The following is a 21,585-nucleotide window of genomic DNA, read 5'->3' as shown; positions in this document are numbered from 1 at the left end:
ACCGGTTGAACCCCGGTTCGGGCCCTTTTTGTTTGTTTTCTTTCTCAACCATCCTTCAGGAGCAGCGTCATGAGACATGGTGATATTTCGAGCAGCAACGATTGCGTGGGCGTCGCGGTCGTCAACTACAAGATGCCCCGCCTGCACACCAAGGCAGAGGTGCTGGACAACGCCCGCAAGATCGGCGAAATGCTGGTCGGCATGAAGAAGGGCCTGCCGGGCATGGACCTGGTGATCTTCCCGGAGTATTCGACGCACGGGATCATGTACGACGCCAAGGAGATGTACGACACCGCGGCCACCGTGCCGGGCGAGGAGACCGCGATCTTTGCCGACGCCTGCCGCCGCGCCAACGTGTGGGGCGTGTTCTCGCTGACCGGCGAGCGCCATGAGGAGCACCCGAACAAGGCGCCCTACAACACGCTGATCCTGATGAACAACCAGGGCGAGATCGTCCAGAAGTACCGCAAGATCATGCCGTGGGTGCCCATCGAGGGCTGGTATCCGGGCGACTGCACCTACGTGAGCGATGGCCCCAAGGGCATGAAGATCAGCCTGATCATCTGCGACGACGGCAACTACCCCGAGATCTGGCGCGACTGCGCGATGCGCGGCGCCGAGCTCATCGTGCGCTGCCAGGGCTACATGTACCCGGCCAAGGAGCAGCAGATCATGGTATCGAAGGCCATGGCCTTCATGAACAACACCTACGTGGCGGTGGCCAACGCGGCGGGCTTCGACGGCGTGTACTCGTACTTCGGCCACTCGGCGCTGATCGGCTTCGACGGCCGCACGCTGGGCGAATGCGGCGAGGAAGAGATGGGCATCAACTACGCCGAGCTTTCGATGGGCCTCATCCGCGATGCGCGCAAGAACGGCCAGTCGCAGAACCACCTGTTCAAGCTCGTGCACCGCGGCTACACCGGCACCATCAACTCCGGCGACGGCGACAAGGGCGTGGCAGCCTGCCCGTACAACTTCTACACGAAGTGGATCAACGACCCAGAGGGCACGCGCGAAATGGTGGAGTCGTTCACGCGCAGCACGGTGGGCACGCCGGAGTGCCCTATAGAGGGCATTCCGAACGAGCCGGCCCAGCACCGATGAACGCGGCGGTTCCCGATCCGCTGGCTGCCTACCGCATCGAGACCGAGCCCTTCTACCGGCCCGCGGGCAACGAGGTGGCGCTGTACCGGCAGGCGTACCGCCACCGCATGCCGCTGATCCTGAAAGGCCCGACCGGCTGCGGCAAGACCCGCTTCGTGGAGCACATGGCGTGGTCGCTGGGCCGGCCGCTGGTCACGCTGGCCTGCAACGAGGACATGACGGCCTCCGACCTCGTCGGGCGCTACCTGCTCGACGCCAACGGCACGGCCTGGCACGACGGGCCGCTGACACTCGCCGTGCGGCACGGCGGCATCTGCTATCTCGACGAGGTAGTGGAAGCGCGGCAGGACACCACCGTGGTGATCCACCCGCTGACGGACGCGCGGCGCATCCTGCCGCTCGACAAGAAGGGCGAGCTGGTGCGCGCGCATCCCGACTTTCAACTCGTGGTGTCATACAACCCCGGCTACCAGAGCAGCGCGAAGGACATGAAGCCTTCGACGCGCCAGCGCTTTGCGGCGCTGGAATTCGACTACCCCGGCAGCACGCTCGAAGCGGAGATCGTGTCGCACGAAGCCGCCATCGGACTCGACCTCGCGGCGAAGCTGGTGGCCATCGCGCGCTGCTCGCGCGAGCTGAAGCACCGGGGGCTCGACGAAGGCGTGTCGACGCGCATGCTGATCTATGCGGGCGTGCTGATCCGCGACGGCGTGACGCCGCGCGAGAGTTGCGAGATGACGATGACGCGCGCGCTGACCGACGACCCCGACATGGCGAGCGCGCTACAGGGCTTTGTCGAAGCGCAGTTCGGATGAACGCTGCGTTGTCGCTGCTGGCCCGTGGCCTTGCCGGCATCGATGTCGAAGTTCAGGCGCTGGCCGGACCACGCGCCGTGCTCGTCGGCAAGCGCCTGTTGCTGCCTGAAGGCACTGGCGAAGAACGCTTGCGCCGCGCCATGGTCGCGCATGCGGTCGCGCACCTGCGCCACTCCACGCCTGCCCGTCCAGCGCGTGCGCTCAAGCCCATGGGCATCGCGGTGATCTCGGCAATCGAGGACGCGCGCGTCGAACGCCTGCTGTGCCGCGACTTCCCCGGCCTGCACGGTTGGTTCGCTGAATCGCTGGCGCCCGTGCCCGACCCGCTGGACCTGGGCTTCGCGGCGCTCGTCGCGCGCATGGACCGCATGCTGATGCTGCCCGCATGGCAGGACGACAACCACTGGGTCAACAAGGCTCGCCGCCTTTTCGACGAAACCGTCGCACGCACTGGCCTTGAAGACTGCGACGCCTTCCGCGCCATCGCCTCCATCCTCGCCAACGACCTCGGCCAGATGCGCGTTCGCTTCGAGCCCCGGGACTACGCGGTGCCCGCACCCTACCGCGACGACAACAGCTACCTCTGGGATTTCGGTGACGCCGATACGCCGCCGGACGAGGCCATCGCGCTCCAGCAATCGGGGGCGCTTGGCGAAGGCAGCGGCCACCCGTCAGCCGGCGGCATGGATGAGATGGAACTGGGCCGCTACACCTACCCCGAATGGGACCGCAAGCTGGAGCGCCTGCGCCCCGACTGGTGCACGGTGATCGAGAAGCTGCCCGCATGGCAAGGCCTCAGCGCACCGCGCGAGCAAGCCACGGCCGACAGCAAACGCATCCCTCCGCTCGCCCTGCCCCGCTCCCGCCATCTCGACCGCACGCACCGGCTGCGCCGCCAATGGGAAGGCGATGAAATCGACCTGAACGCCGCCATTGAAGTACTGATCGACCGCCGCCTGCGCCTGCAGCCCGACCCCCGCCTGTTCATGCGCCCCGGCAAGGGCCCGCGCCCTTCGAGCCTGCTCGTGCTGCTCGACCTGTCGGCATCGGCGAACGATGCGGGCCCGCACACCGTCTCGCTGCTCGACATCGAAAAGCGGGCCGCGCTGCTGCTTGCCACATCGAACACGCAAGGCATCGACCGCCTCGCGATCCACGGCTTTTCGTCGAACACGCGCGCCGAGGTCTATTACTACCGCCTGCTCGACTTCGGCCAGCCGCTCGATGCCGCGTCGCGCGCCACCATCGGCGCGGTGCAGGGGCGCTACTCCACGCGCATGGGCGCCGCGCTTCGCCATGCGACCTCGCACCTGCACGGCGAGCCCGCGGGCCAGCGCGCGATCCTGCTCGTGACCGACGGCGCGCCTTCCGACATCGACGTGCACGACCCCGGGTACCTGGTCGAAGACGCCCGCCAGGCCGTGGCCGAGGCGCGCGAAGCCGGCGTGCACACCGCCTGCATTGCGGTGGACGGCGCAGCCGATGCCTATGTTCGCCGCATCTTCGGCTGGCGCAATCACGGCATTGCCGACGATGTACGCACGCTCCCCCAGCGCCTGGCGCGCATGAGCGCCCGGCTCGGGATGCTCAGGCCTGGCTGAACGCCGTCAGCACCTTCAGCACGCTCAGCGTCGCGCCGTCGAGCATCGCGTGCTGGCGATGCGCAATGCCCACGCGGCGCGTGAGCTTCGGGCTCACCGGCAGGATCTGCATGCGGTCGTTGCGCACCGTGTCGGTGGACTGCTGCAGCGGCAGCAGCGCGGCGCCATAGCCGGCCGCCACCAGGCTGCGCATGGCCGCGTCGTAGTTGAGCTCGATGCGTGCGCGCGGCGCGAAGCCGGCATCTGCGAACCACTCCATCGTGAGCCGGTACATGTGCGTGGTCGCCTCGTTGAAGATCAGCGGCTGCGTCGCCAGCCAGGCCGGCGTGACGCGCCTGGGCGCCTTCCAGCGCTGCGGCACGAAAGCCATCATGGGCTGCTCGCACCACGGCGTGACGACGATGCCGCGCAGCGGCGGCTGCGGAATGGCGACCAGGCCAATGTCGAGCGTGCCCGCCGCCAGCCGTTCCATGGCCTCGTAGGAGCCGCGGATGCTCACTTCGACGTCGATGCCCGAATGCTCCTCCCCCAGCGCTTCGAGCACCTGCGGCAGCAGGTCGACCAGCACGCCGGTCGAAGTGCCCAGCCGCACGCGGCCCACGCGTCCTTCGGCCTGGCGCTTGACTGCTTCGACGGCGTCGTCGGTGTCGCGCAGCAGCTTGCGTCCGCGCTCGACCAGCGCCGCTCCGGCGGCCGTGGGCGTGATGCGCCGGTTGCCGCGCACCACCAGCGGCGCGTCGAGGCGCGATTCGAGTTCGCTGATGTGCAGGCTCACCGTGGGCTGCGCCAGGTGCAGCGCCCTGGCCGCCGCCGAGAAGGTGCCGAGATCGACGATGGCGATGAGGGTGCGCAGTTGATCGAGGTTGAGCTGTCGCATCGGGTCGCCTCAGTATCAGTAAAGGTGATGGGAAGTGTCAGGAATCTCAACTTCCACAATAGCATGCACCGCCGGAAGATGAGCGCTCCCAACCAAGGAGCCCATCGTGACCGCGCCCAAGCCATCGTCTTTTCATCAACGCCTGATCCATGCCCTGCGCGGCTGGCGCCGCCGGGTGGTGAACAGCCGCCGCGCGCACGCCGACTCGCGGCAACTGGCCGGCATGAGCGACCACGATCTGCGCGACCTGGGTATCGGGCGCAGCGAAGTGCCCGAGCTGCTGGACCGCCATCGGCACTGATCAGGTTCTGCGCCCGTTTTGAGGTTCAATTCGGGCGTGCCCAAGCCTGCTCTCCTTTCCATCGAACTCACCTCGCCGCAGTCGGTCAACGGCCGGCGCGCGGCCTTTCAATCGCTCTGGCTGCTGGTGCGCATGCAGCATGCGCACGATGCCGGCGCCGGTGTCGTGCGGCTGGCCGACCTGCGCGGCGAAGTGTCCGATGCCAGCACCTTGCGCATGGTCGTGAGCCGCGCGTTCCGCGACTTCAAGGCCTGGAACATCGAGGTCGGCTGGGGCGAAGACACGCAGCGCGAGCCCCGCTTCCTGAATGCCGAGCGGCGCAGCCAGGGCCCGTTCTGGCTGCCCGCCGCCGAGGCGAAGCGCGTGCGCGTGCTGGTGCAAGGCCGCGCGGCCACGGCCGCCGAAGTGGCGTCGTTCCTCGGCCTGCGTTCGCGCAAAGCCCAAGCCGCCGGCTCGCCGCCGCCCGACGCGGTGCATCTGCAGGACGCAGCCTTCTGGAAGCAGCTTGTCGCCTCGCAGCAGGCGGCGCGGCAGGGCCGGCTGATGGCGCCGGTGGCGGGCGGGAACGGCAGTGGCGACGGGAGCGCGCTCGAATCGATCCGCCTCGCCGGCACGCTGGCAGCCACCGACTTCCAGCGCGCGCTGGTCACGCTCAACGAGGCCATGCTGTGGCGCCGGCTCGGCGACAACGAGCAGGCGCGTCGGCGGCTGCAGGCGTTGAAGAAGCAGCGGCTCGCGCACCACGTGGCGGGCAACGACTACCTCGGCGCGATGGAATGCATCGTCTCCGCATGGTGTGCCTACACCGCGCGCGACCTGCCGCTGGCGCAGTCGCTGTTGAGCGGCATGGCCGAAGATGCGGCGCGCGGGCTGGTGCTGCGGCACCACCCCGACGTGCGCTTCGAGTGGTGCAACCTGTGGGCGCTGGTATGCCGCTCGCGCGCGCTGGCGCTGTCGGCCGAAGACAAGCCTGCCTCGGCCGCGCTGGCCGAAGAATCGCTGCGCCGCTTCGGCGAGGCGCTGGCAGCCGCCTTCGAATCGCACTCCTTCGACGCGGCGCAGCACGTGGCCGCCAACATGGGCATGGCCGCATGGCTGTTCGATCGCGTAGGGTTGTCCGACCTGCCCGCGCTTGCACACGACGGCAAGGCCGACACCACGCGGCGCGCGGTGCAATGGATTGCCTTCAGCGAATGGCTCTGCGGCCACACCGACGGCCAGGGCCGCTCGGCGTGGAATGCGATCTACCTGATGCGCATCGCGCGCGGGCACTGCCGGCCAGAGAAGCAGCCCACGCTCGCGCAGTTCCGTGCGCAGAAGCCACTGGACCCGGCCGCCATCTCGAAGCTGGCCGGTCCGCTCGCCGATGCCTTCGATGCGACGAACTGGCCCGCGCGCTGGGTCGACGTGGCGCAGGCGCGGCTTGCCGACCACCAGGCGGGGCGCCGCCGCTACCCGGGGCTGCAGCATTGCAGCCTGCTGTTCGAGCACGCCTGGTATGCGGCGCACGCGGGCGACCTGAAGGCGGCGGAACAGTCGCTGAGCCTGCTGCGCGAAGCGCTGCCCCAGCTGGTGCCGAGCGACCGCGCGTACTTCACCGAATCATGGAACGACGCGCTGCCGGCCGAGCTGGTGCTGGAGGCAAAGCCGCCGCGCCGGCCTGCGGCGCGGCGCGCGAAGTCAACGCCCTAGTTGCAGGCGGCGATGGCGTGGGCGAAAACAGCGCTTCCCGCACCCGCTCGCGCAGCACCGGCAGCACATCGCTCTCGAACCACGGGTGGTGCTTGAACCAGCCCGTGTTGCGCGGCGAAGGATGCGGCAGCGGAACAAAGCGCGGCGCATAGTCGGCGAAGGCCTCCACGGTTTCGGTGACGCTGCCGCGCGCCGTCTTGCCGAGGAAGTGGCGCTGCGCGTACTGCCCGATGAGCAGCGTCAGTTCGATGCGCGACATCTGCGCGAGCAGCCGTTCGTGCCACAGCTCGGCGCACTCCTTGCGCGGCGGCAGGTCGCCGCTGGCACCACGCCCCGGGTAGCAATAGCCCATCGGCATGATCGCAATGCGCGTCGCGTCGTAGAACACGTCGCGGTCGATGCCGAGCCATCGGCGCAGCTGCTCGCCACTCTTGTCGTCCCACGGCACGCCCGTGCGGTGCACGGTCATGCTGGGCGCCTGGCCGACGATCAGCAGCCGGGCGCTCGCGCTGGCCTGCACCACTGGCCGCGGGCCCAGCGGCAGATGCGCCTCGCACACGCGGCAGGCACGGATCTCGGCGAGCAGTGCATCCACGGTGCCTCAGCCGGCGAACGGGCGGAAGAAGGCGTTGAGCTCGGCGCCCGGTGCGGCATCTGCAAAGCCGTCGAAGCGCCCCTGGTCGGCCAGCGTGCGCGCAGCGCGGATGAAGCCGCCCCAGGCCGCGCGCGCCATGCCGCCGCCCACGCTCACGCGGCGCACGCCAAGCCCGGCGATGTCCTGCATCGTGAACTCGCTGGCCGCACCCACCAGCAGGTTGACCGGCTTGCCTCCTGCGGCAGCAACCACGGCGGCGATCTGCTCGCGGGTCTTGATGCCGGGCGCGTAGAGACAATCGGCACCCGCGTTCGAATAGGCCTTGAGCCGCGCGATGGCGTCGGCCAGGTCGGGTCGCCCGGCGAAGAAGTTCTCGGCGCGGCCGACCAGCAGCACGTCGGCGCCCGATGCATCGATGGCCTTGCGCGCGGCGCGCATGCGCTCGACCGCCACGTCGATGGAAAAGAGCGGGTCGGCGGCGTTGCCCGTCGAGTCTTCGATGGACAGGCCCGCCACACCGGTCTCGATCGCGAGGCGCACGCTCTCGGCCACGCCCTGTGCATCGGCGGCAAAGCCGTTCTCGAAGTCGGCATTTACGGGCAGGTCGGTGGCTTCCACCAGCTCACGCAAGTGCGCCAGGATGAGTTCGCGCGACATCGCCCCATCGGCCTGACCCTGCGACCACGCAAAGCCCGAGCTGGTGGTGGCCAGCGCCTTGAAGCCCAGGCCTTCGAGGAAGCGCGCGCTGCCCGTGTCCCAGGGGTTCGGAATGACGAAGCAGCCTTGTTCGTGAAGGGCGCGGAAGTCGGCGCGTTTCTCGGCGACGGTACGGGTCATTGGAGTGCCTCGGTTTGCTTTGCGGGAGTTGGAACGAAAGAAGGGCCGGTCAGGATAAGCCTGTCCGCGCGACAGCCTCGCCCGGCGGGTTTTGCAGCAGGTAGTCGATGAAGGCGCGCACCGCCGGCAGCATGCCGCGCCGGGAAGCGAACGCGGCCTGGATCTCGCTGGTCGCACAGGCCCATTCGCCGCACACGCGCACCAGGCGGCCTTCGGCGAGCGCATCGCGGCACATGATCTCGGGCAGCAGCGCCAGGCCCATGCCCTGCTCGGCGAGGTGCCTGAGCGCGAACATGTCGTCGGTGACGAAGTGCGGCGTGAAGCCGAATTCCTGCACCTGCGCGCCGCGCTCCAGCGCCCAGCGGTAGCGGTCGTTCTCGGCGGGCAGCGACAGCACGGGCCATGCGGCCAGGTCGGCGAGCCCCAGCGGCGCGCCAAGCTGCGCCAGCAGCGCGGGGCTGGCCAGCAGCACGTCGACGGTGGAGCCCAGCGGCCGGGCGATGAGGCTGGAGTCCTCGAAAGGCGGGCGCCGCACGCGCAGCACCACGTCGATGTTCTCCTGCATCGGATCGACGCGCCGGTTGCTCACTTCCAGCTGCAGCCGCACGCCGGGGCAGGCACGCATGAAGGCCGGAATCAGCGGCGTGAGCCAGAACTGCGCGAGGGTGAACGGGCAGCTCACGCGCAGCAGGCCCTGCGGCTGCGAGGTGGCCTGGCGCAGCACGTCGAAGGCTTCGTCGCCCGCCGCCACCGTGGCCTGGCAGCGCTCGTAGAACTCCCGGCCCACGCCGGTGAGCAGCAGGCGGCGCGAACTGCGCTGCAGCAGTCGCACGCCCAGGCGCTCCTCGAGCTGCGAGATGCGGCGGCTCAGGCGCGACTTGGGAATGCCCAGGTGCCGGCTCGCTGCGCTGAAGCCCTGCTGCGTCACCACGTGGGCGAAGAGCGCCAGGTCGTTGAGGTCTTCCATGTCTCTCGTTCTGTTTTTCGTTCCACCGGCAGAACGATCCGTTCATGCCGGGCGAATTGTTCTGCGTTCGTTCCACCAGCATCATCGATCGCTCCCTCTCGGTCAACCACCCGTTCCAGCACACGCCATGAAACTCGCCAGCTTCCACCACCGCGACGCCCTTCGCTTCGGCGTGGTCCGAAATGAGGAAATCGCCGACCTGACGGACCAGCCCGGCGCGCCGCCCGGGCTGCGCGAACTCCTTGCGTGCGGCGACGAAGGCATGGCGTGGCTGCACGCCGTGCTGGCGGAAGCACCCCGCGTGGCACTGGCCGGCGTGCGGCTGGCGGCGCCCATTCCCGCGCCGCAGAAGTTCCTGGGGCTCGGCGGCAACTACGCCTCGCACCTGGAGGAGGCCGCGAAGCTGGGGCTCGTTCGGCCACCGGGCCAGGTGTGGTTCAACAAGCAGGTGTCGTGCGTGGCCGGCCCCTTCGATGCAGTGCACAAGCCCCGCGTGTCCGACCAGTTCGACTACGAGGGCGAACTCGGCGTGGTCATCGGCAGGCGCTGCCGCCACGTGCGCGCGGAAGACGCGATGGCCATGGTCGCGGGCTACGTGGTGGTCAACGACATGAGCGTGCGCGACTGGCAGATGCGCGCGCCCACGCACACGCTGGGCAAGTCCTTCGACACGCACGGCCCCTTCGGGCCCTGGCTGGTGACGCGCGACGAGATTGCCGACCCGCACGCGCTGCGGCTGCGCACCTGGGTCAACGGCGAGCTGCGGCAGGACGGCAACACCGCGCAGATGATCCACCGCATCGAGGCCATGCTGGTCGAACTGAGCACCGCCTTCACGCTGGAGCCGGGCGACGTGCTGAGCACCGGCAGCCCCGCTGGAGTCGGCGGGCTGATGGACCCGCCGCGCTACCTGGTGCCGGGCGACGTGGTGCGCGTGGAGATCGAAGGCATCGGCCACATCGAGAACCGCGTGATTGCCGAACCCGCCGGCTGAGCGTTGCGCCCCAAAGAAAGAAGGAGACACCCATGAACGACATTGCGACCCCGGTACGCCCGCTACCCGACTTCACGCGCACCGCGCTCAGCCCCGTCAAGCTGGCGCACGTAGTGCTGCGCGTGAGCGACCTGGCGCGTTCGCGTGCTTGGTACCTCGACGTGCTGCAGGCCCATGCCGCGTTCGAGAACGAGATGCTGTGCTTCCTGACCTACGACGACGAGCACCACCGCATCGGCCTGATCGCAGGACCGGAGCTGAAACACGAAGCCGACGCGAGCAAGGGCCTGGAGCACATCGCCTTCACCTACGGCTCTCTCGGCGAATTGCTGGCCAACCATCGCCGACTGGCCGCGCGCGGCATCCGGCCCTACTGGTGCATCAACCACGGGCCGACCATCTCGATGTACTACCGCGACCCCGACGGCCACCGGCTCGAGTTGCAGCACGACGTGTTCGAAACAGCCGAGGAAGTCAGCGCCTTCTTCGCCAGTGGCGCTTATGCCGAGAACTTCATGGGCGTGGTGTTCGACCCCGAAGCGCTGGCTGCGCGCTTCGAGGCCGGCGAGCCACTGGCTTCGCTCACCGAACGGCCCCGGCTGCCGGAAGGCAAGGCGCCGTGGGACATGTTCGTGCCCTGAGCTTCGGCGCGGTCAGCACTCCACCACGTTCACCGCGAGGCCTCCGAGCGAGGTTTCCTTGTACGTCGACTTCATGTCCTCGCCGGTCTGCTTCATGGTGCGGATCACCGCGTCGAGCGACACGTAGTGGCTGCCGTTGCCGCGCAGTGCCATGCGCGCCGCATTGATCGCCTTCACCGCGCCCATTGCGTTGCGCTCGACGCAGGGGATCTGCACCATGCCGCCGACCGGGTCGCAGGTGAGGCCGAGGTTGTGCTCCATGCCGATCTCGGCCGCGTTCTCGACCTGCGCCGGCGTGGCGCCGAGCACCGCGGCCAGCGCGCCGGCCGCCATCGAGCAGGCCACGCCCACCTCGCCCTGGCAACCGACCTCCGCACCCGAAATGGAAGCGTTGGTCTTGTAGAGCATGCCGATGGCCGCCGCAGTGAGCAGGAAGTCGACGATACCCTCGTCGCTCGCCTGCGGCACGAAGCGCTGGTAGTAGTGCATCACGGCGGGCACCACGCCCGCAGCGCCGTTGGTGGGCGCGGTGACCACGCGGCCGCCGGCTGCATTCTCCTCGTTCACCGCCATCGCGAAGGCATTGACCCAGTCCATCACCGCGAGCGGGTCGGCCGCGCCGGCTTGCGCCAGCAGCTCGCGGTTCAGCTCGGGGGCACGGCGGCGCATGCGCAGCGGGCCGGGCAGCGCATGCGCGGCCAGCGGGTTGTCGATGCCGAAGCCGCGTTGCACGCACTGCTGCATCACGCCCCAGATGCGCAGCAGGCCGCTGCGCACTTCAGCCTCGGGCCGCCACACGCATTCGTTGCGCATGACCAGCGCGGCCACCGACAGGCCGTTGTCATGGCATTGCGCCATGAGTTCGTCGCCGGTGGTGAAGGGATGCGGCACGGCGGAAGCAGCCGCCACCGTTGCGGCCACGGCCTGCCCGCCTTCGACGACGAAGCCGCCGCCGACCGAGAAGTACGTGGCCTCGGCCAGCGTGCCGCCATCGGCCGCGAAGGCCGTGAAGCGCATGGCGTTGGGGTGTTCGGGCAGCGACTCTTCGCCGCGAAAGGCGATGTCGCGCACGCGCTCGAAGGCAATGGGCGTGGTGCCCAGCAGGCTCAGCTGGCCGGTGCGGCGAAGCGCTTCCAGCCGCGGCTGCACGGTCTCGGGCCGCACCGTGTCAGGCGCATCGCCGAAGAGCCCGAGGATCACGCCCTGGTCGGTCGCGTGGCCGTGGCCGGTGGCGCCGAGCGAGCCGAACAGGTCAACGTGCAGACGCGCCACCTGCGCGAGCACGCCGCGCCGTTCGAGCGACTGCGCGAACAGCAGCGCCGCGCGCATCGGCCCGACGGTGTGCGAACTGGACGGGCCGATGCCGATCTTGAAGATGTCGAAGGCGGAGAGCATCAGCGCATCATGCTCTCGTCCGTTGATGCCGGCAGCTGCTGTTTGACCAGCGCCACCCAGTAGGCGGCGCCCAGCGGCAGGATGGCGTCGTTGAAGTCGTAGTACGGGTTGTGCACGTTCGGATCGTTCGGGCCCTCGCCCGCGCCAATGCCGATGTAAGCACCCGGGCGCTTCTGCAGCATGAAGGCGAAGTCTTCCGAGCCCATGGCCGGCGGGATGTCGGTGTGCACCTGCTCGCGCTCGACCAGGCTGGCGGCGGCGGCGATGGCGGCGTCGGTCTCGGCGGGCGTGTTGACCACGCCGGGGTAGCCGCGGCGGTAGTCGAGCGCCACCCGGGCGCCGTGCGTGACTGCAACGCCGTCGCAGATCTGCTGCATCGCGGCCTGGGTCTGGTCTTGAATGACGGGGTCGAGCGTGCGCACGGTGCCGCGCAGCACCACGGTCTCGGGGATCACGTTCCAGGTGTCGCCGCCGTGGATCTGCGTGACGCTCACCACGGCCGAATCGGTCGCGCCGGTGCGGCGGCTCACGATGGTCTGCAGTGCGTTCACCAGCTGGGCCGAGACAACCACCGAATCGATGCCGGTCTCGGGCATGGCGCCGTGGCTGCCCTTGCCGGTGATGACGATCTCGAAGGTGTCGAGAAAGGCCGTCATCGTGCCCTTGCGGATCGCGAACTGGCCGCGCGGCAGGGCCGGGAAGTTGTGCATGCCGTAGACGGCGTCGGCCGGGAACTGCTCGAACAGGCCCTCTTCCACCATCACGCGGCCACCGCCCTCGTTCTCTTCGGCGGGCTGGAACACGAAGTGCACCGTGCCCTTGAATGGCTTGTGGCGCGACAGGTGCTCGGCCGCGCCGAGCAGCATGGCGGTGTGGCCGTCATGGCCGCAGGCGTGCATCTTGCCGGCGCACTTGGAGGCATGCGCCTGCGTGCCCAGCTCTTGCATGTTGAGCGCATCGAGGTCGGCGCGCAGCGCGATGCCCGGGCCCTCGCCATTCTTCAGCGTACCGACCACGCCAGTGCCGGCCAGGCCGCGATGCACCGTCAGGCCCATCAGCATCAGCGCGTTGGCGACGACGTTGGCGGTGCGGTGTTCCTCGAAGGCGGTCTCGGGGTTGGCGTGGATGTCGCGGCGCCAGCTCAGCATGCGGGCGCGGGTGTCTTCGTCGATGTCGGGGTCGCGGTACATGGCAGTTCTCTCGTGGGTTGTCAGTGGAAGAATTCGGCGATCAGCGTGGCGCCGAGAAAGGTACCGGCCGTGGCGGTGAGCGACACCACCACGATGCGCCAGCCCAGCTGGCGGAACACGGGCAGATCTTTCGCGACGGAGAAGCCGGCCAGCGCGAGCACCGGCGTCGTGAAGGCAAGGAAGTTGAGCTTGGCGGTGAGCGCGATCAGCGCGTCGGAGAACGGGAACAGGCCCGGAATGCCGACCACGGTAGCCACCACCGACAGCACCAGCACCATCGGCAGGCGCGGCATGAGGCGCTTGATGCCCTCGACCACCAGCGCGATCGCCACCACCACAGCCATGCCTTCGAGCGAGACCAGCATCGGCACCTTGTAGGTCAGCGAATTGCCGATGAGCACGCCGCCACCCACCACCGCCCAGGCGATGAGCGTGTCGCGCAGTGGCAAGGCACCGCCATGCGCCACGCTGACCTGCGACACGGCGCCCGTGCCTGCCGAGTCCTGCGCGCCGCGCTTCGAGAAGCGGCCCAGCACCGGCTCCAGCTTGCCGTAGAGCCACGAGCACAGCGGCAGCGACAGGAACAGCGTGAAGTAGAAGCCGGCCACCGTAGTCAGCAGGTTCGATGCGGCGGCAATCGCTGTGAGCTGCGGCAGCATCTCGGCCGGCTGCTGCGCGGCGATGGCGCCCAGCGCCGCGGCCATCAGGCTGCCCGAGCCCACGCCGGCGCCCATGGCCAGCGAGCGCGGATCGAAGATGTGCAGGCTGGCGATGAAGCCCGCCAGCACCGCGATGAAGAGCGCGCCCAGCACCGTGCCGGTGATGTACTCGGCCAGCACGCCGCGGCCCTCGGGCGAGGCCATGCCGTACTTCTCTCCGATGATCACGAGGTTGCCCTCGCGGCCCACCGAAAAGGTGGCGCCCACGGCTTCGCGCTTGATGCCCAGCAGCAGCGCCAGCGGCAGGCCCAGCGCCAGAGTACCCAGCGCATGGCCGAACTCCTGGAACAGCAGCGCCCAGCCGGCCTGCTTGACCTGCGGCAGCGCGGCACCGACCGTGAGGCCCAGCTTCACCACGAACAGCAGCAGGCCCGCATTCAGCAAGCCGCCGGCAAACGACTGCTCGGCAGTCGCCACGCGCGCCACGCCCGGCACACGGCTGTGCGCGATGCCCCAAGCGGCTGCGATCAGCAGCGCCCACAGCATCGGCAGCAGCGCCACCTTGCCCGGGCCGACGCTGAACTGCACCGGGCCGATGAGCTCGGCCACAGCCACGATGGCGAGGGTGACGAGCGCGAGCTTGAGTTTTCCGGAGGCGCTGGAGGGCGCGGCAGCGGCAAGGACGGAGGCGGCAGAGGTCATGGGTGGGGCGTCTTTTCGTGGCGCAGTACCTGCGGGGTGCCGGCGAGTTTCGGCTTGCAGGTCTATTGCATCAATGACCGTAAATCGGGATATTCGATGCATTGAATGCAACACTCGCCACGAACTTCAGGAGACCGGGCCATGGACGACAAGCTCGACACGCGCCGCGTGCGCTACTTCATGCAGGTGCTCGACAGCGGCTCGGTGCGCGGCGCCGCCGACGTGCTCGACATGGACCCTTCGGCCGTGAGCCGCGCCATCGGCATCCTCGAACAGGAGTGCGGCGTGCCGCTGCTGGAGCGCCACGGCCGCGGCGTGGTGCCCACCGACGCGGGCGAGATGCTGGCTGGCTACGTGCGGCGCCAGAACAGCCAGAAGCAGCACCTGATGGCGCAGATGGACAGCATCCGCAAGATCGAGCGCGGCCACATCGACGTCGTGGCCGGCGAGGGGTACGTCGACTGGCTCATGCGCCACAGCCTGCGAGACTTCATGACCACGCACCCGAAGATCACCATCGACCTCGACGTGGCGAGCACCGACGAGATCGTGCAGCGCGTGGTCGAGGAACGCGCCCACATCGGCATGCTGTTCCAGCCGCCGAAGGACGACAGGCTCACCTCCCACCAGTCTCACTCGCAGCCGATCCAGGCGCTGGTGCTGGCCACGCACCCGCTCGCGCAGCTGGGCCGTCCGCTGAAGCTGGCCGACCTGCTGCCCTACCCGGGCGCCACGCTGCATCGCAACTTCGGCGTGCGCCAGCACATCGAGGCGGCCGAGGTCAGCGAAGGCGTGCGACTGCCATCGCTGCTGACCACCACCTCGTTCAGCGCGCTCGGCCACTTCGTGTCGGCCGGGCTGGGCTATGCGCTGGGCACGCGCATCTCGCTCACGCCGAACGCCACCAACCCCGAACTGGTCGAGCTGCCGATGAAGAACCCGCTGCTGTCGCAGGGCCGCTCGCACATCGTGTCGCGGCACGGGCGCATGCTGTCGCCGGCCGCTGCCGAATTGCTGCGGTGCGTGGTGGCGGACATGCGGCGTTATGCCGATCTGGCTGCCGGCAAGGAGAAGCCGGAGAAAGCGGAGAAGCGCGCCGCCTCGCGCGCACGAAGCACCGCGGCATGAGGCACGACATTGCGCGCCTCGCCCTTTCGGTGTTCTGATCGGGCCCCATGTCGTACGCCATTCCGCTTTTCATCCACCTGCTCTGCGCCGCCTTCTGGGTCGGCGGCATGGCGACCATGCACTTCGCGGTGCGCCCTTCCGCCGTCGCCACGCTGGAGCCGCCGCTGCGCCTGCGCATGATGGCCGCGACGCTGCGGCGCTTCTTCGTGGGGGTGGACGCGTCGGTCACGCTGCTGTTCGTGACCGGCGTGGCGATGATCCTCTCGACGGGCGGCTTCCGCGGCCTGCACTGGCGCATCGAGGCGATGATGAGCATCGCGATCGTGATGGCCGCCATCTACGTCTACATCCGCGCCTCGGTGTTCAAGGCAATGCGGCGCGCGGTGGAAGAAAGCGCCTGGCCGGTGGCGGCCGCGCGGCTCAACACCGTGCGCAAGCTGGTGATGGTGAACCTGGTGTTGGGCGTGATCGTGTTCGGCGTGGCGACCATCGGGCGGGCTGGCTGAGGCTGCGGCGCTCAGACCAGGTTGAGCTCGACGTCGATGTTGCCGCGCGTGAGCTTGGAGTACGGGCAGGTCTGGTGCGCGGCGTCGACCACAGCGCGGGCGGTTTCGCGCTCGAGGCCCGGCAGGCTCACGTTCAGGCGCGCGCGCAGGAAGTACTGGCCGTCTTCGTTGGCCAGGTCGACCTCGGCATCGACGGCCAGGTCGGCGGGCAGCTTGATCTTCATCGCGCCGGCCGCCTTGCCCATCGCGCCGATGAAGCAGGCCGACCAGCCCGCGGCGAACAGCTGCTCGGGGTTGGTGCCCGCGCCAGAGGTGCCGGGCGACGAAAGCCGGATATCGAGGCGCCCGTCGTCGCTGCGCGATGCGCCGTCGCGCCCGCCGGTGGTGTGGGTCTTGCCGGTGTAGAGGATCTTTGCGGTGGTGGAGCTCATGGGAATTCCTTTCAGGCTCGCCGGAATGGCGATGCATGGATTGAATCGGCGGGCTGTATCCGCGATGTGTCGAGCGGGGCGCACTTTTGCATGCCCGTGTGTGCGGCGGGCGGCCAGACACACTGGCGTACAAAGCGGCCGCTCCGTCGAGCCGCAGGTCAGCGAGGAGCGCCCTTGAGCTCGACGGTGTTGCCGTCGGGGTCGGCGATGTAGATCGAGGGGCCATTGCCCTCGGCGCCGAAGTTGTTCTGCACCTCGCCGTTCACCGCTACGCCGTGGGCAGCCATCAGCGCGCGAATGGCGGCTTCGTCGAAAGGCTCGATGCGCAGGCAGATGTGATCGACGTTGCGGCCTTCCACGCCGGCAAGCGCCCCGCCCTGCCTGCCCAGTGGGCCATCGGGCGTGACCAGATCGATCAGGCTCGCGCCGGCGCGCAGGTGCACGAGCCCCAGGTCGTCGCGGCGCTTCTCGATGGCGCAGCCCAACACGTCGCGGTAGAACGTGATGGCGCGTTCGATGTCCTTCACGCGCAGCACGATGTGGTCGATGCGCAGCACCGAGAACGGTGGCGTGCGCATCGGGCTCGTCATGGCTGCCTGGTGGTCAAACCACGCCGGCCGATCGCAGGGCGTCGAAGCGGGCGGAGTCGATGCCCATTTCCGCCAGCACTTCCTGCGTGTGCTGACCCAGCGCCGGTGGTGCGTGGCGCAGCACGGGCGGCGTGGCCGTCAGCCGCAGCGGGCTCGCCACGCCCGTGATGCTGGCGATGCCGTCGCCCGCATCGCGCGGCAGCGTGACCGCAAGGCCGCGCGCCTTGACTTGCGCGTCATCGAAGGCCTGGGCAATGTCGTTGATCGGGCCGCAGGGCACGGCCTTGTCTTCGAGCAGCGTGACCCACGCGGCCGTGGTGCGGGTGCGCGTGAGTTCTTCCATCATCGGGATCAGCACCAGACGGTGCTTCACGCGCAGTGTGTTGGTGGCAAAGCGCGCGTCGGTCGCCCATTCCGGATGGCCCGCTGCTTCGCAGAAGCGCGCGAACTGCCCGTTGTTGCCGATGGCCAGCAGCATCGAGCCGTCTTGCGTCGGAAAGTCCTGATACGGCGCGAGGCTCGGGTGCGTGTTGCCCTGGCGTTCGGGCGCCTTGCCGGTGTTGAGGAACGCGCTCGCCTGGTTGGCGAGGATGGCCATGCCCACGTCGAGCAGCGCCATGTCGATGTGCTGGCCTTCGCCGGTGCGGTCGCGCACCTGCAGCGCCGCGAGGATGGCGGTGCTGGCGTAGACGCCGGTGAACAGGTCCGTGAGCGCCACGCCCACGCGCAACGGGCCACCACCGGGTACGTCATCAGGACGACCGGTGATGCTCATCATGCCGGTCATGGCCTGGATCATCAGGTCGTAGCCCGCGCGCTCGGCATAAGGGCCGTCGTGGCCGAAGCCGGTCACGCTGCAGTAGATGAGGCGCGGGTTGGCCGCGCGCAGGCTCTCGTGGTCGAGGCCGTATTGCTTGAGGCCACCGGTCTTGAAGTTCTCCACCACGATGTCGGCCTGCGCCGCCATTTGCCTGAGCAGCGCCTGCCCGTCGGGCGTGGCCATGTCGACCGTGACCGAACGCTTGTTGCGGTTGCAGGACGTGAAGTAGCTGGCCTGGTCGGTGTCGTTGCCGTTCGCGTCCTTGATGAAGGGCGGACCCCAGGTGCGCGTGTCGTCGCCGACGCCGGGGCGCTCGATCTTGACGACGTCGGCGCCCAGGTCCGCCAGGATCTGCGTGCACCACGGGCCCGCGAGCACGCGGGACAGATCGAGGACCCTGATGCCGTCGAGTGCTGCGGGCTTGGTCATGCGGCTCAGTTGGCGAAAGCTGCAATGCCGGTGATGGCGCGGCCCAGGATGAGCGCGTGGATGTCGTGCGTGCCTTCGTAGGTGTTGACCACTTCCAGGTTCACCAGGTGGCGGGCCACGCCGAATTCGTCGCTGATGCCGTTGCCGCCCATCATGTCGCGCGCCATGCGGGCGATGTCGAGCGACTTGCCGCAGTTGTTGCGCTTCATGATCGAGGTGATTTCCACCGCGGCGATGCCTTCGTCCTTCATGCGGCCCAGGCGCAGGCTGCCTTGCAGGCCCAGCGTGATCTCGGTCTGCATGTCGGCCAGCTTCTTCTGGATGAGCTGGTTGGCGGCGAGCGGGCGACCGAACTGCTTGCGGTCCAGCGTGTACTGGCGGGCGCGATGCCAGCAGTCTTCGGCGGCGCCGATCGCGCCCCACGAGATGCCGTAGCGGGCGCTGTTCAGGCAGGTGAACGGGCCTTTGAGGCCCTGCACTTCGGGGAAGGCGTTTTCTTCGGGGCAGAACACGCCGTCCATCACGATCTCGCCGGTGATGCTGGCGCGCAGGCCGACCTTGCCGTGGATCGCCGGAGCCGACAGGCCCTTCATGCCCTTCTCGAGCACGAAACCGCGGATGGGGCCGACCGTGCCGCTTTCGCTGACTTCCTTGGCCCACACCACGAACACGTCGGCGATGGGCGAGTTGCTGATCCACATCTTCGAGCCGCTGAGCGAGTAGCCGCCCGGCACCTTCTTGGCACGCGTGGCCATGCTGCCGGGGTCGGAGCCATGGTCGGGCTCGGTCAGGCCGAAGCAGCCGATCCATTCGCCGGTGGCGAGCTTGGGCAGGAACTTCTGCTTTTGCGCTTCGGTGCCGAATTCGAAGATCGGCACCATTACCAGCGAACTCTGCACGCTGGCCATCGAGCGGTAGCCCGAGTCGACGCGCTCGACTTCACGGGCGATCAGGCCGTAAGCCACGTAGTTGAGGCCGGGGCCACCGTACTGCTCGGGGATCGTCGGGCCCAGCAGGCCGAGCGCGCCCATTTCGCGAAAGATGGCGGGGTCGGTTTCGCCGGTGCGGAAGCCTTCGATGACGCGGGGCGCAAGGCGCTCCTGGCAGTAGGCATTGGCCGCGTCGCGGATCATGCGTTCTTCGTCGGTCAGTTGCTGGTCGAGAAGAAGGGGGTCGTCCCAGTGGAATTGCGCTTTGGCGGCCATGTGGCTGTCTCCGGAAATTAGGGGAAAGGTGAAAAGAGGGGGAATGGGGCCGATGCTAGCCATGCGGGGGGCATGACGCAAACGATGATTCCGCACCCAGATATGCGTTCGTAGAATGTCTTGCAAGATGTTCGATCGGCCTCTTCATTGGTGAGGCCAGGGTTTCATACATACACCCGAGGCATACATGCGCCGCAAGATCCCACCCCTGCAAACCCTCGTGTGCTTCGACGCCGCCGCGCGCCACGAGAGCTACACCCGCGCTGCGCAGGAACTGGCGCTCACCCAAAGCGCCGTGTCGCGCCGGATCGGCACGCTCGAAGCCTTCCTCGGCGTGGCGCTGTTCCGCCGCACGCGGCACGGGGTAGCGCTCACGGCCAGCGGCGCGGCCTACGCGCGGCAGATCACCAAGCGGCTGGAAGCGATGGAGCGCGACACGCTCGACGCAATGGCCCACCAGGGCGAAGGCGGCTCGCTCTCGCTGGCGGCCGTGCCCACCTTCGCCACCCGCTGGCTGATGCCGCGCCTGAAGGGCTTCGCGGCGCTGCAGCCCGACGTGGTTGTGCACATCGAGACGCGCACCCGTCCCTTTCTGTTTGCCGACGCCGAGTTCGACGCCGCGCTGTACGCCGGCACGCCCGCGCAGGTAGAGAACTGGGCCGGTACGCGCGCGCTGCTGCTGATGCACGAAGACGTGGTGCCGGTGTGCAGCCCGTCGCTGCTCCCACGCGGCAAGGCCGTGACGCCGGCCGCCATCGCGAAGATGCCGCTGCTGCAGCAAAGCACGCGGCCCGACGGCTGGCGCCAGTGGTTCGACGCGCAGCAGATCGACGCGCCCAACGCGCGCGGTGGTCCGCGCTACGAGCTGTTCTCGATACTGGCCGCGGCCGCGTCGCACGGGCTCGGCGTGGCGCTGATGCCGACGATGCTGGTGGCTGACGAACTGGCACGCGGCGAGCTGGTGGTGGCGTGCGCTCGGCCCCTTTCGGGCGAGCGCAATTACTACCTCGTGACGCCGGAGCGGGCCGATCAGCGGCCGCTGCTGAAGTTCTTCAGCGACTGGCTGCTGGAGCAGGCCCGGCAGGGTTGACGCGCCGCTAGCGCAGCGTGATGCCGAGCGAATCGAAACCCGCGTCCGGAAACGGCGAGCCTCGATGGTTCGCAGGCGGGACACTGGGCGCATGACAAGAAAGCCTTCCCGCATCGATTCGCTCGACTGGCCCCGCATCGAAGCGGACCTCGCCGCCCGCGGCTGCGCCGTCATCGGCCAGCTGTTCACTCCCGAGGAATGCGCCGCGCTCACCGCCATGTACGACGAAGGCCACCGCTTTCGCAGCCGCGTGGTGATGCAGCGCCACGGCTTCGGACGAGGCGAGTACCAATACTTTGCAAACCCGCTGCCGCCCAGGCTCGCGGCATACCGCAGCGCGCTGTACGAACGCCTCGCGCCGCTGGCCAATGCGTGGGCCGCGGCGATGGGCCAGCCGGCCGACTATCCGCCGGACCACACCGCGTATCTCGCGCGCTGCCACGCGGCGGGCCAGTTGCGCCCCACCCCGCTGCTGCTGCGCTACGACGAGGGCGACTACAACTGCCTGCACCAGGATCTGTACGGCGACCTGCAGTTTCCGCTGCAGCTCACGGTGCTGCTGAGCAAGCCGGGCGAAGACTTCACCGGCGGCGAGTTCGTGCTGACCGAGCAGCGCCCGCGCATGCAGTCGCGCGCCGAGGTGGTATCGCTCGCGCAGGGCGAGGCGGTGATCTTCGCGGTCAACCAGCGGCCGGTGGCCGGCACGCGCGGCAGCTACCGCGTGACGATGCGCCACGGCGTGAGCCGCGTGCGTTCGGGGCGGCGGCATACGCTGGGCATCATCTTTCACGACGCGCGCTGAAGGGCCGCTCCCACGCGCTTCCACGACTCCGGTCTAGACAGGCCTGAGCCACCGCGGCGCTGTTCAGTACCGCACGGACAGCCGAAGTCGAGCGAAAATCGCGCCCGCCTCCGGCGCCACCAGGATCCCCGACACCAACGATCGAGGCCGTGGATCACCGAAGGTCGGCCCGCGGCTTCGCTGCAGCGGGTGCATTCGAGTGGTCGTCAGG

At 68.7% G+C, this 21,585-nt stretch carries 21 protein-coding genes and 1 pseudogene; 11 read left to right on the top strand and 11 right to left on the bottom strand.

Annotated elements, in window-relative coordinates:
• Positions 1–69: 69 nt before the first annotated feature.
• The 3 genes from BMW87_RS12630 to BMW87_RS12620 are packed head-to-tail and all read left to right on the top strand — an operon-like array spanning position 70 to position 3,523.
• On the top strand, positions 70–1,107 hold the full coding sequence (locus BMW87_RS12630; RefSeq protein WP_093076596.1) for an aliphatic amidase: 1,038 nt from the start codon (positions 70–72) through the stop codon (positions 1,105–1,107).
• On the top strand, positions 1,104–1,922 hold the full coding sequence (locus BMW87_RS12625) for a CbbQ/NirQ/NorQ/GpvN family protein (protein WP_093076595.1): 819 nt from the start codon (positions 1,104–1,106) through the stop codon (positions 1,920–1,922). Before BMW87_RS12630 ends, BMW87_RS12625 begins: the two co-directional genes overlap by 4 nt.
• Positions 1,919–3,523 carry a nitric oxide reductase activation protein NorD gene (locus tag BMW87_RS12620; protein WP_093076593.1) on the top strand — a complete coding sequence of 535 codons (1,605 nt, stop codon included), beginning with the start codon at positions 1,919–1,921 and terminating at the stop codon, positions 3,521–3,523. Before BMW87_RS12625 ends, BMW87_RS12620 begins: the two co-directional genes overlap by 4 nt.
• Here the strand turns inward: BMW87_RS12620 and BMW87_RS12615 are convergent.
• Positions 3,510–4,400 (bottom strand): LysR family transcriptional regulator, encoded by an 891-nt coding sequence (locus tag BMW87_RS12615; RefSeq protein WP_093076592.1) that lies wholly within the window; start codon positions 4,398–4,400, stop codon positions 3,510–3,512. The genes BMW87_RS12620 and BMW87_RS12615 overlap by 14 nt on opposite strands.
• Positions 4,401–4,506: 106 nt before the next feature.
• Here BMW87_RS12615 and BMW87_RS12610 point away from each other — a divergent pair, with 106 nt between their 5' ends.
• Positions 4,507–4,701 carry a YjiS-like domain-containing protein gene (locus tag BMW87_RS12610; RefSeq protein ID WP_093057023.1) on the top strand — a complete coding sequence of 65 codons (195 nt, stop codon included), beginning with the start codon at positions 4,507–4,509 and terminating at the stop codon, positions 4,699–4,701.
• A 36-nt stretch (positions 4,702–4,737) separates the two neighbouring features.
• Positions 4,738–6,393 (top strand): hypothetical protein, encoded by a 1,656-nt coding sequence (locus BMW87_RS12605; protein ID WP_093076671.1) that lies wholly within the window; start codon positions 4,738–4,740, stop codon positions 6,391–6,393.
• Between the two features lie 28 nt (positions 6,394–6,421).
• Here the strand turns inward: BMW87_RS12605 and BMW87_RS12600 are convergent.
• The 3 genes and pseudogenes from BMW87_RS12600 to BMW87_RS12590 form a co-directional block, all read right to left on the bottom strand.
• Positions 6,422–6,988 (bottom strand): annotated as a pseudogene (locus tag BMW87_RS12600) (uracil-DNA glycosylase family protein); the annotation flags it as partial.
• 6 nt (positions 6,989–6,994) lie between these two features.
• Entirely contained in the window at positions 6,995–7,825 is an 831-nt protein-coding gene (locus BMW87_RS12595; protein ID WP_093076590.1) for an isocitrate lyase/PEP mutase family protein, read from the bottom strand.
• Between the two features lie 49 nt (positions 7,826–7,874).
• Complete coding sequence (locus BMW87_RS12590) at positions 7,875–8,792, bottom strand: LysR substrate-binding domain-containing protein (RefSeq protein WP_093076589.1); 918 nt, start codon at positions 8,790–8,792, stop codon at positions 7,875–7,877.
• A gap of 127 nt (positions 8,793–8,919) precedes the next feature.
• Between BMW87_RS12590 and BMW87_RS12585 the strand changes: the two genes are divergently transcribed.
• Together BMW87_RS12585 and BMW87_RS12580 are read left to right on the top strand one after the other, a co-directional pair.
• Positions 8,920–9,786, top strand: coding sequence for a fumarylacetoacetate hydrolase family protein (locus tag BMW87_RS12585; RefSeq protein ID WP_093076587.1), 867 nt, complete (start codon positions 8,920–8,922; stop codon positions 9,784–9,786).
• 32 nt (positions 9,787–9,818) lie between these two features.
• Positions 9,819–10,427 (top strand): VOC family protein, encoded by a 609-nt coding sequence (locus BMW87_RS12580; RefSeq protein ID WP_093076586.1) that lies wholly within the window; start codon positions 9,819–9,821, stop codon positions 10,425–10,427.
• 12 nt (positions 10,428–10,439) lie between these two features.
• Here the strand turns inward: BMW87_RS12580 and BMW87_RS12575 are convergent, their stop codons facing one another.
• The 3 genes from BMW87_RS12575 to BMW87_RS12565 are packed head-to-tail and all read right to left on the bottom strand — an operon-like array spanning position 10,440 to position 14,373.
• Positions 10,440–11,825: an L-serine ammonia-lyase gene (locus tag BMW87_RS12575; RefSeq protein ID WP_177192765.1), complete on the bottom strand. Its 1,386-nt coding sequence runs from the start codon at positions 11,823–11,825 to the stop codon at positions 10,440–10,442.
• Positions 11,822–13,012: a M20 aminoacylase family protein gene (locus tag BMW87_RS12570; RefSeq protein ID WP_093076583.1), complete on the bottom strand. Its 1,191-nt coding sequence runs from the start codon at positions 13,010–13,012 to the stop codon at positions 11,822–11,824. The genes BMW87_RS12575 and BMW87_RS12570 overlap by 4 nt, the downstream gene beginning before the upstream one ends.
• A gap of 20 nt (positions 13,013–13,032) precedes the next feature.
• A complete protein-coding gene (locus tag BMW87_RS12565; RefSeq protein WP_093076581.1) occupies positions 13,033–14,373 on the bottom strand; it encodes a DUF3100 domain-containing protein in 1,341 nt (446 codons plus the stop codon).
• A gap of 141 nt (positions 14,374–14,514) precedes the next feature.
• On the opposite strand from BMW87_RS12565, the gene BMW87_RS12560 reads away from it, so the two are divergent.
• Both BMW87_RS12560 and BMW87_RS12555 read left to right on the top strand, forming a co-directional pair.
• Positions 14,515–15,501: a LysR family transcriptional regulator gene (locus BMW87_RS12560; protein WP_256216737.1), complete on the top strand. Its 987-nt coding sequence runs from the start codon at positions 14,515–14,517 to the stop codon at positions 15,499–15,501.
• 47 nt (positions 15,502–15,548) lie between these two features.
• Positions 15,549–16,007, top strand: a complete 459-nt coding sequence (locus BMW87_RS12555) for a CopD family protein (protein ID WP_093076580.1) — start codon at positions 15,549–15,551, stop codon at positions 16,005–16,007.
• Positions 16,008–16,018: 11 nt separating this feature from the next.
• Here the strand turns inward: BMW87_RS12555 and BMW87_RS12550 are convergent, their stop codons facing one another.
• From BMW87_RS12550 to BMW87_RS12535, 4 genes are all read right to left on the bottom strand, one after another.
• A complete protein-coding gene (locus tag BMW87_RS12550; RefSeq protein WP_093057033.1) occupies positions 16,019–16,438 on the bottom strand; it encodes an organic hydroperoxide resistance protein in 420 nt (139 codons plus the stop codon).
• 158 nt (positions 16,439–16,596) lie between these two features.
• Positions 16,597–17,028 carry a VOC family protein gene (locus BMW87_RS12545; RefSeq protein WP_093057034.1) on the bottom strand — a complete coding sequence of 144 codons (432 nt, stop codon included), beginning with the start codon at positions 17,026–17,028 and terminating at the stop codon, positions 16,597–16,599.
• Positions 17,029–17,041: 13 nt separating this feature from the next.
• Positions 17,042–18,277, bottom strand: coding sequence for a CaiB/BaiF CoA transferase family protein (locus BMW87_RS12540; RefSeq protein ID WP_093057035.1), 1,236 nt, complete (start codon positions 18,275–18,277; stop codon positions 17,042–17,044).
• A 5-nt stretch (positions 18,278–18,282) separates the two neighbouring features.
• Positions 18,283–19,482: an acyl-CoA dehydrogenase gene (locus tag BMW87_RS12535; RefSeq protein ID WP_093057036.1), complete on the bottom strand. Its 1,200-nt coding sequence runs from the start codon at positions 19,480–19,482 to the stop codon at positions 18,283–18,285.
• Between the two features lie 187 nt (positions 19,483–19,669).
• On the opposite strand from BMW87_RS12535, the gene BMW87_RS12530 reads away from it, so the two are divergent.
• Together BMW87_RS12530 and BMW87_RS12525 are read left to right on the top strand one after the other, a co-directional pair.
• Entirely contained in the window at positions 19,670–20,572 is a 903-nt protein-coding gene (locus tag BMW87_RS12530; protein ID WP_093076578.1) for a LysR substrate-binding domain-containing protein, read from the top strand.
• A 91-nt stretch (positions 20,573–20,663) separates the two neighbouring features.
• Positions 20,664–21,374: a 2OG-Fe(II) oxygenase gene (locus BMW87_RS12525; RefSeq protein ID WP_093076577.1), complete on the top strand. Its 711-nt coding sequence runs from the start codon at positions 20,664–20,666 to the stop codon at positions 21,372–21,374.
• The last annotated feature ends 211 nt before the right edge of the window (positions 21,375–21,585 follow it).

Origin of the sequence: Variovorax sp. OV084 (assembly GCF_900111625.1) — a bacterium.
Classification (GTDB): domain Bacteria; phylum Pseudomonadota; class Gammaproteobacteria; order Burkholderiales; family Burkholderiaceae_C; genus Variovorax.
Note: the sequence above shows the minus strand (reverse complement) of the source record. Positions and strands in the feature narration are given on the sequence as shown.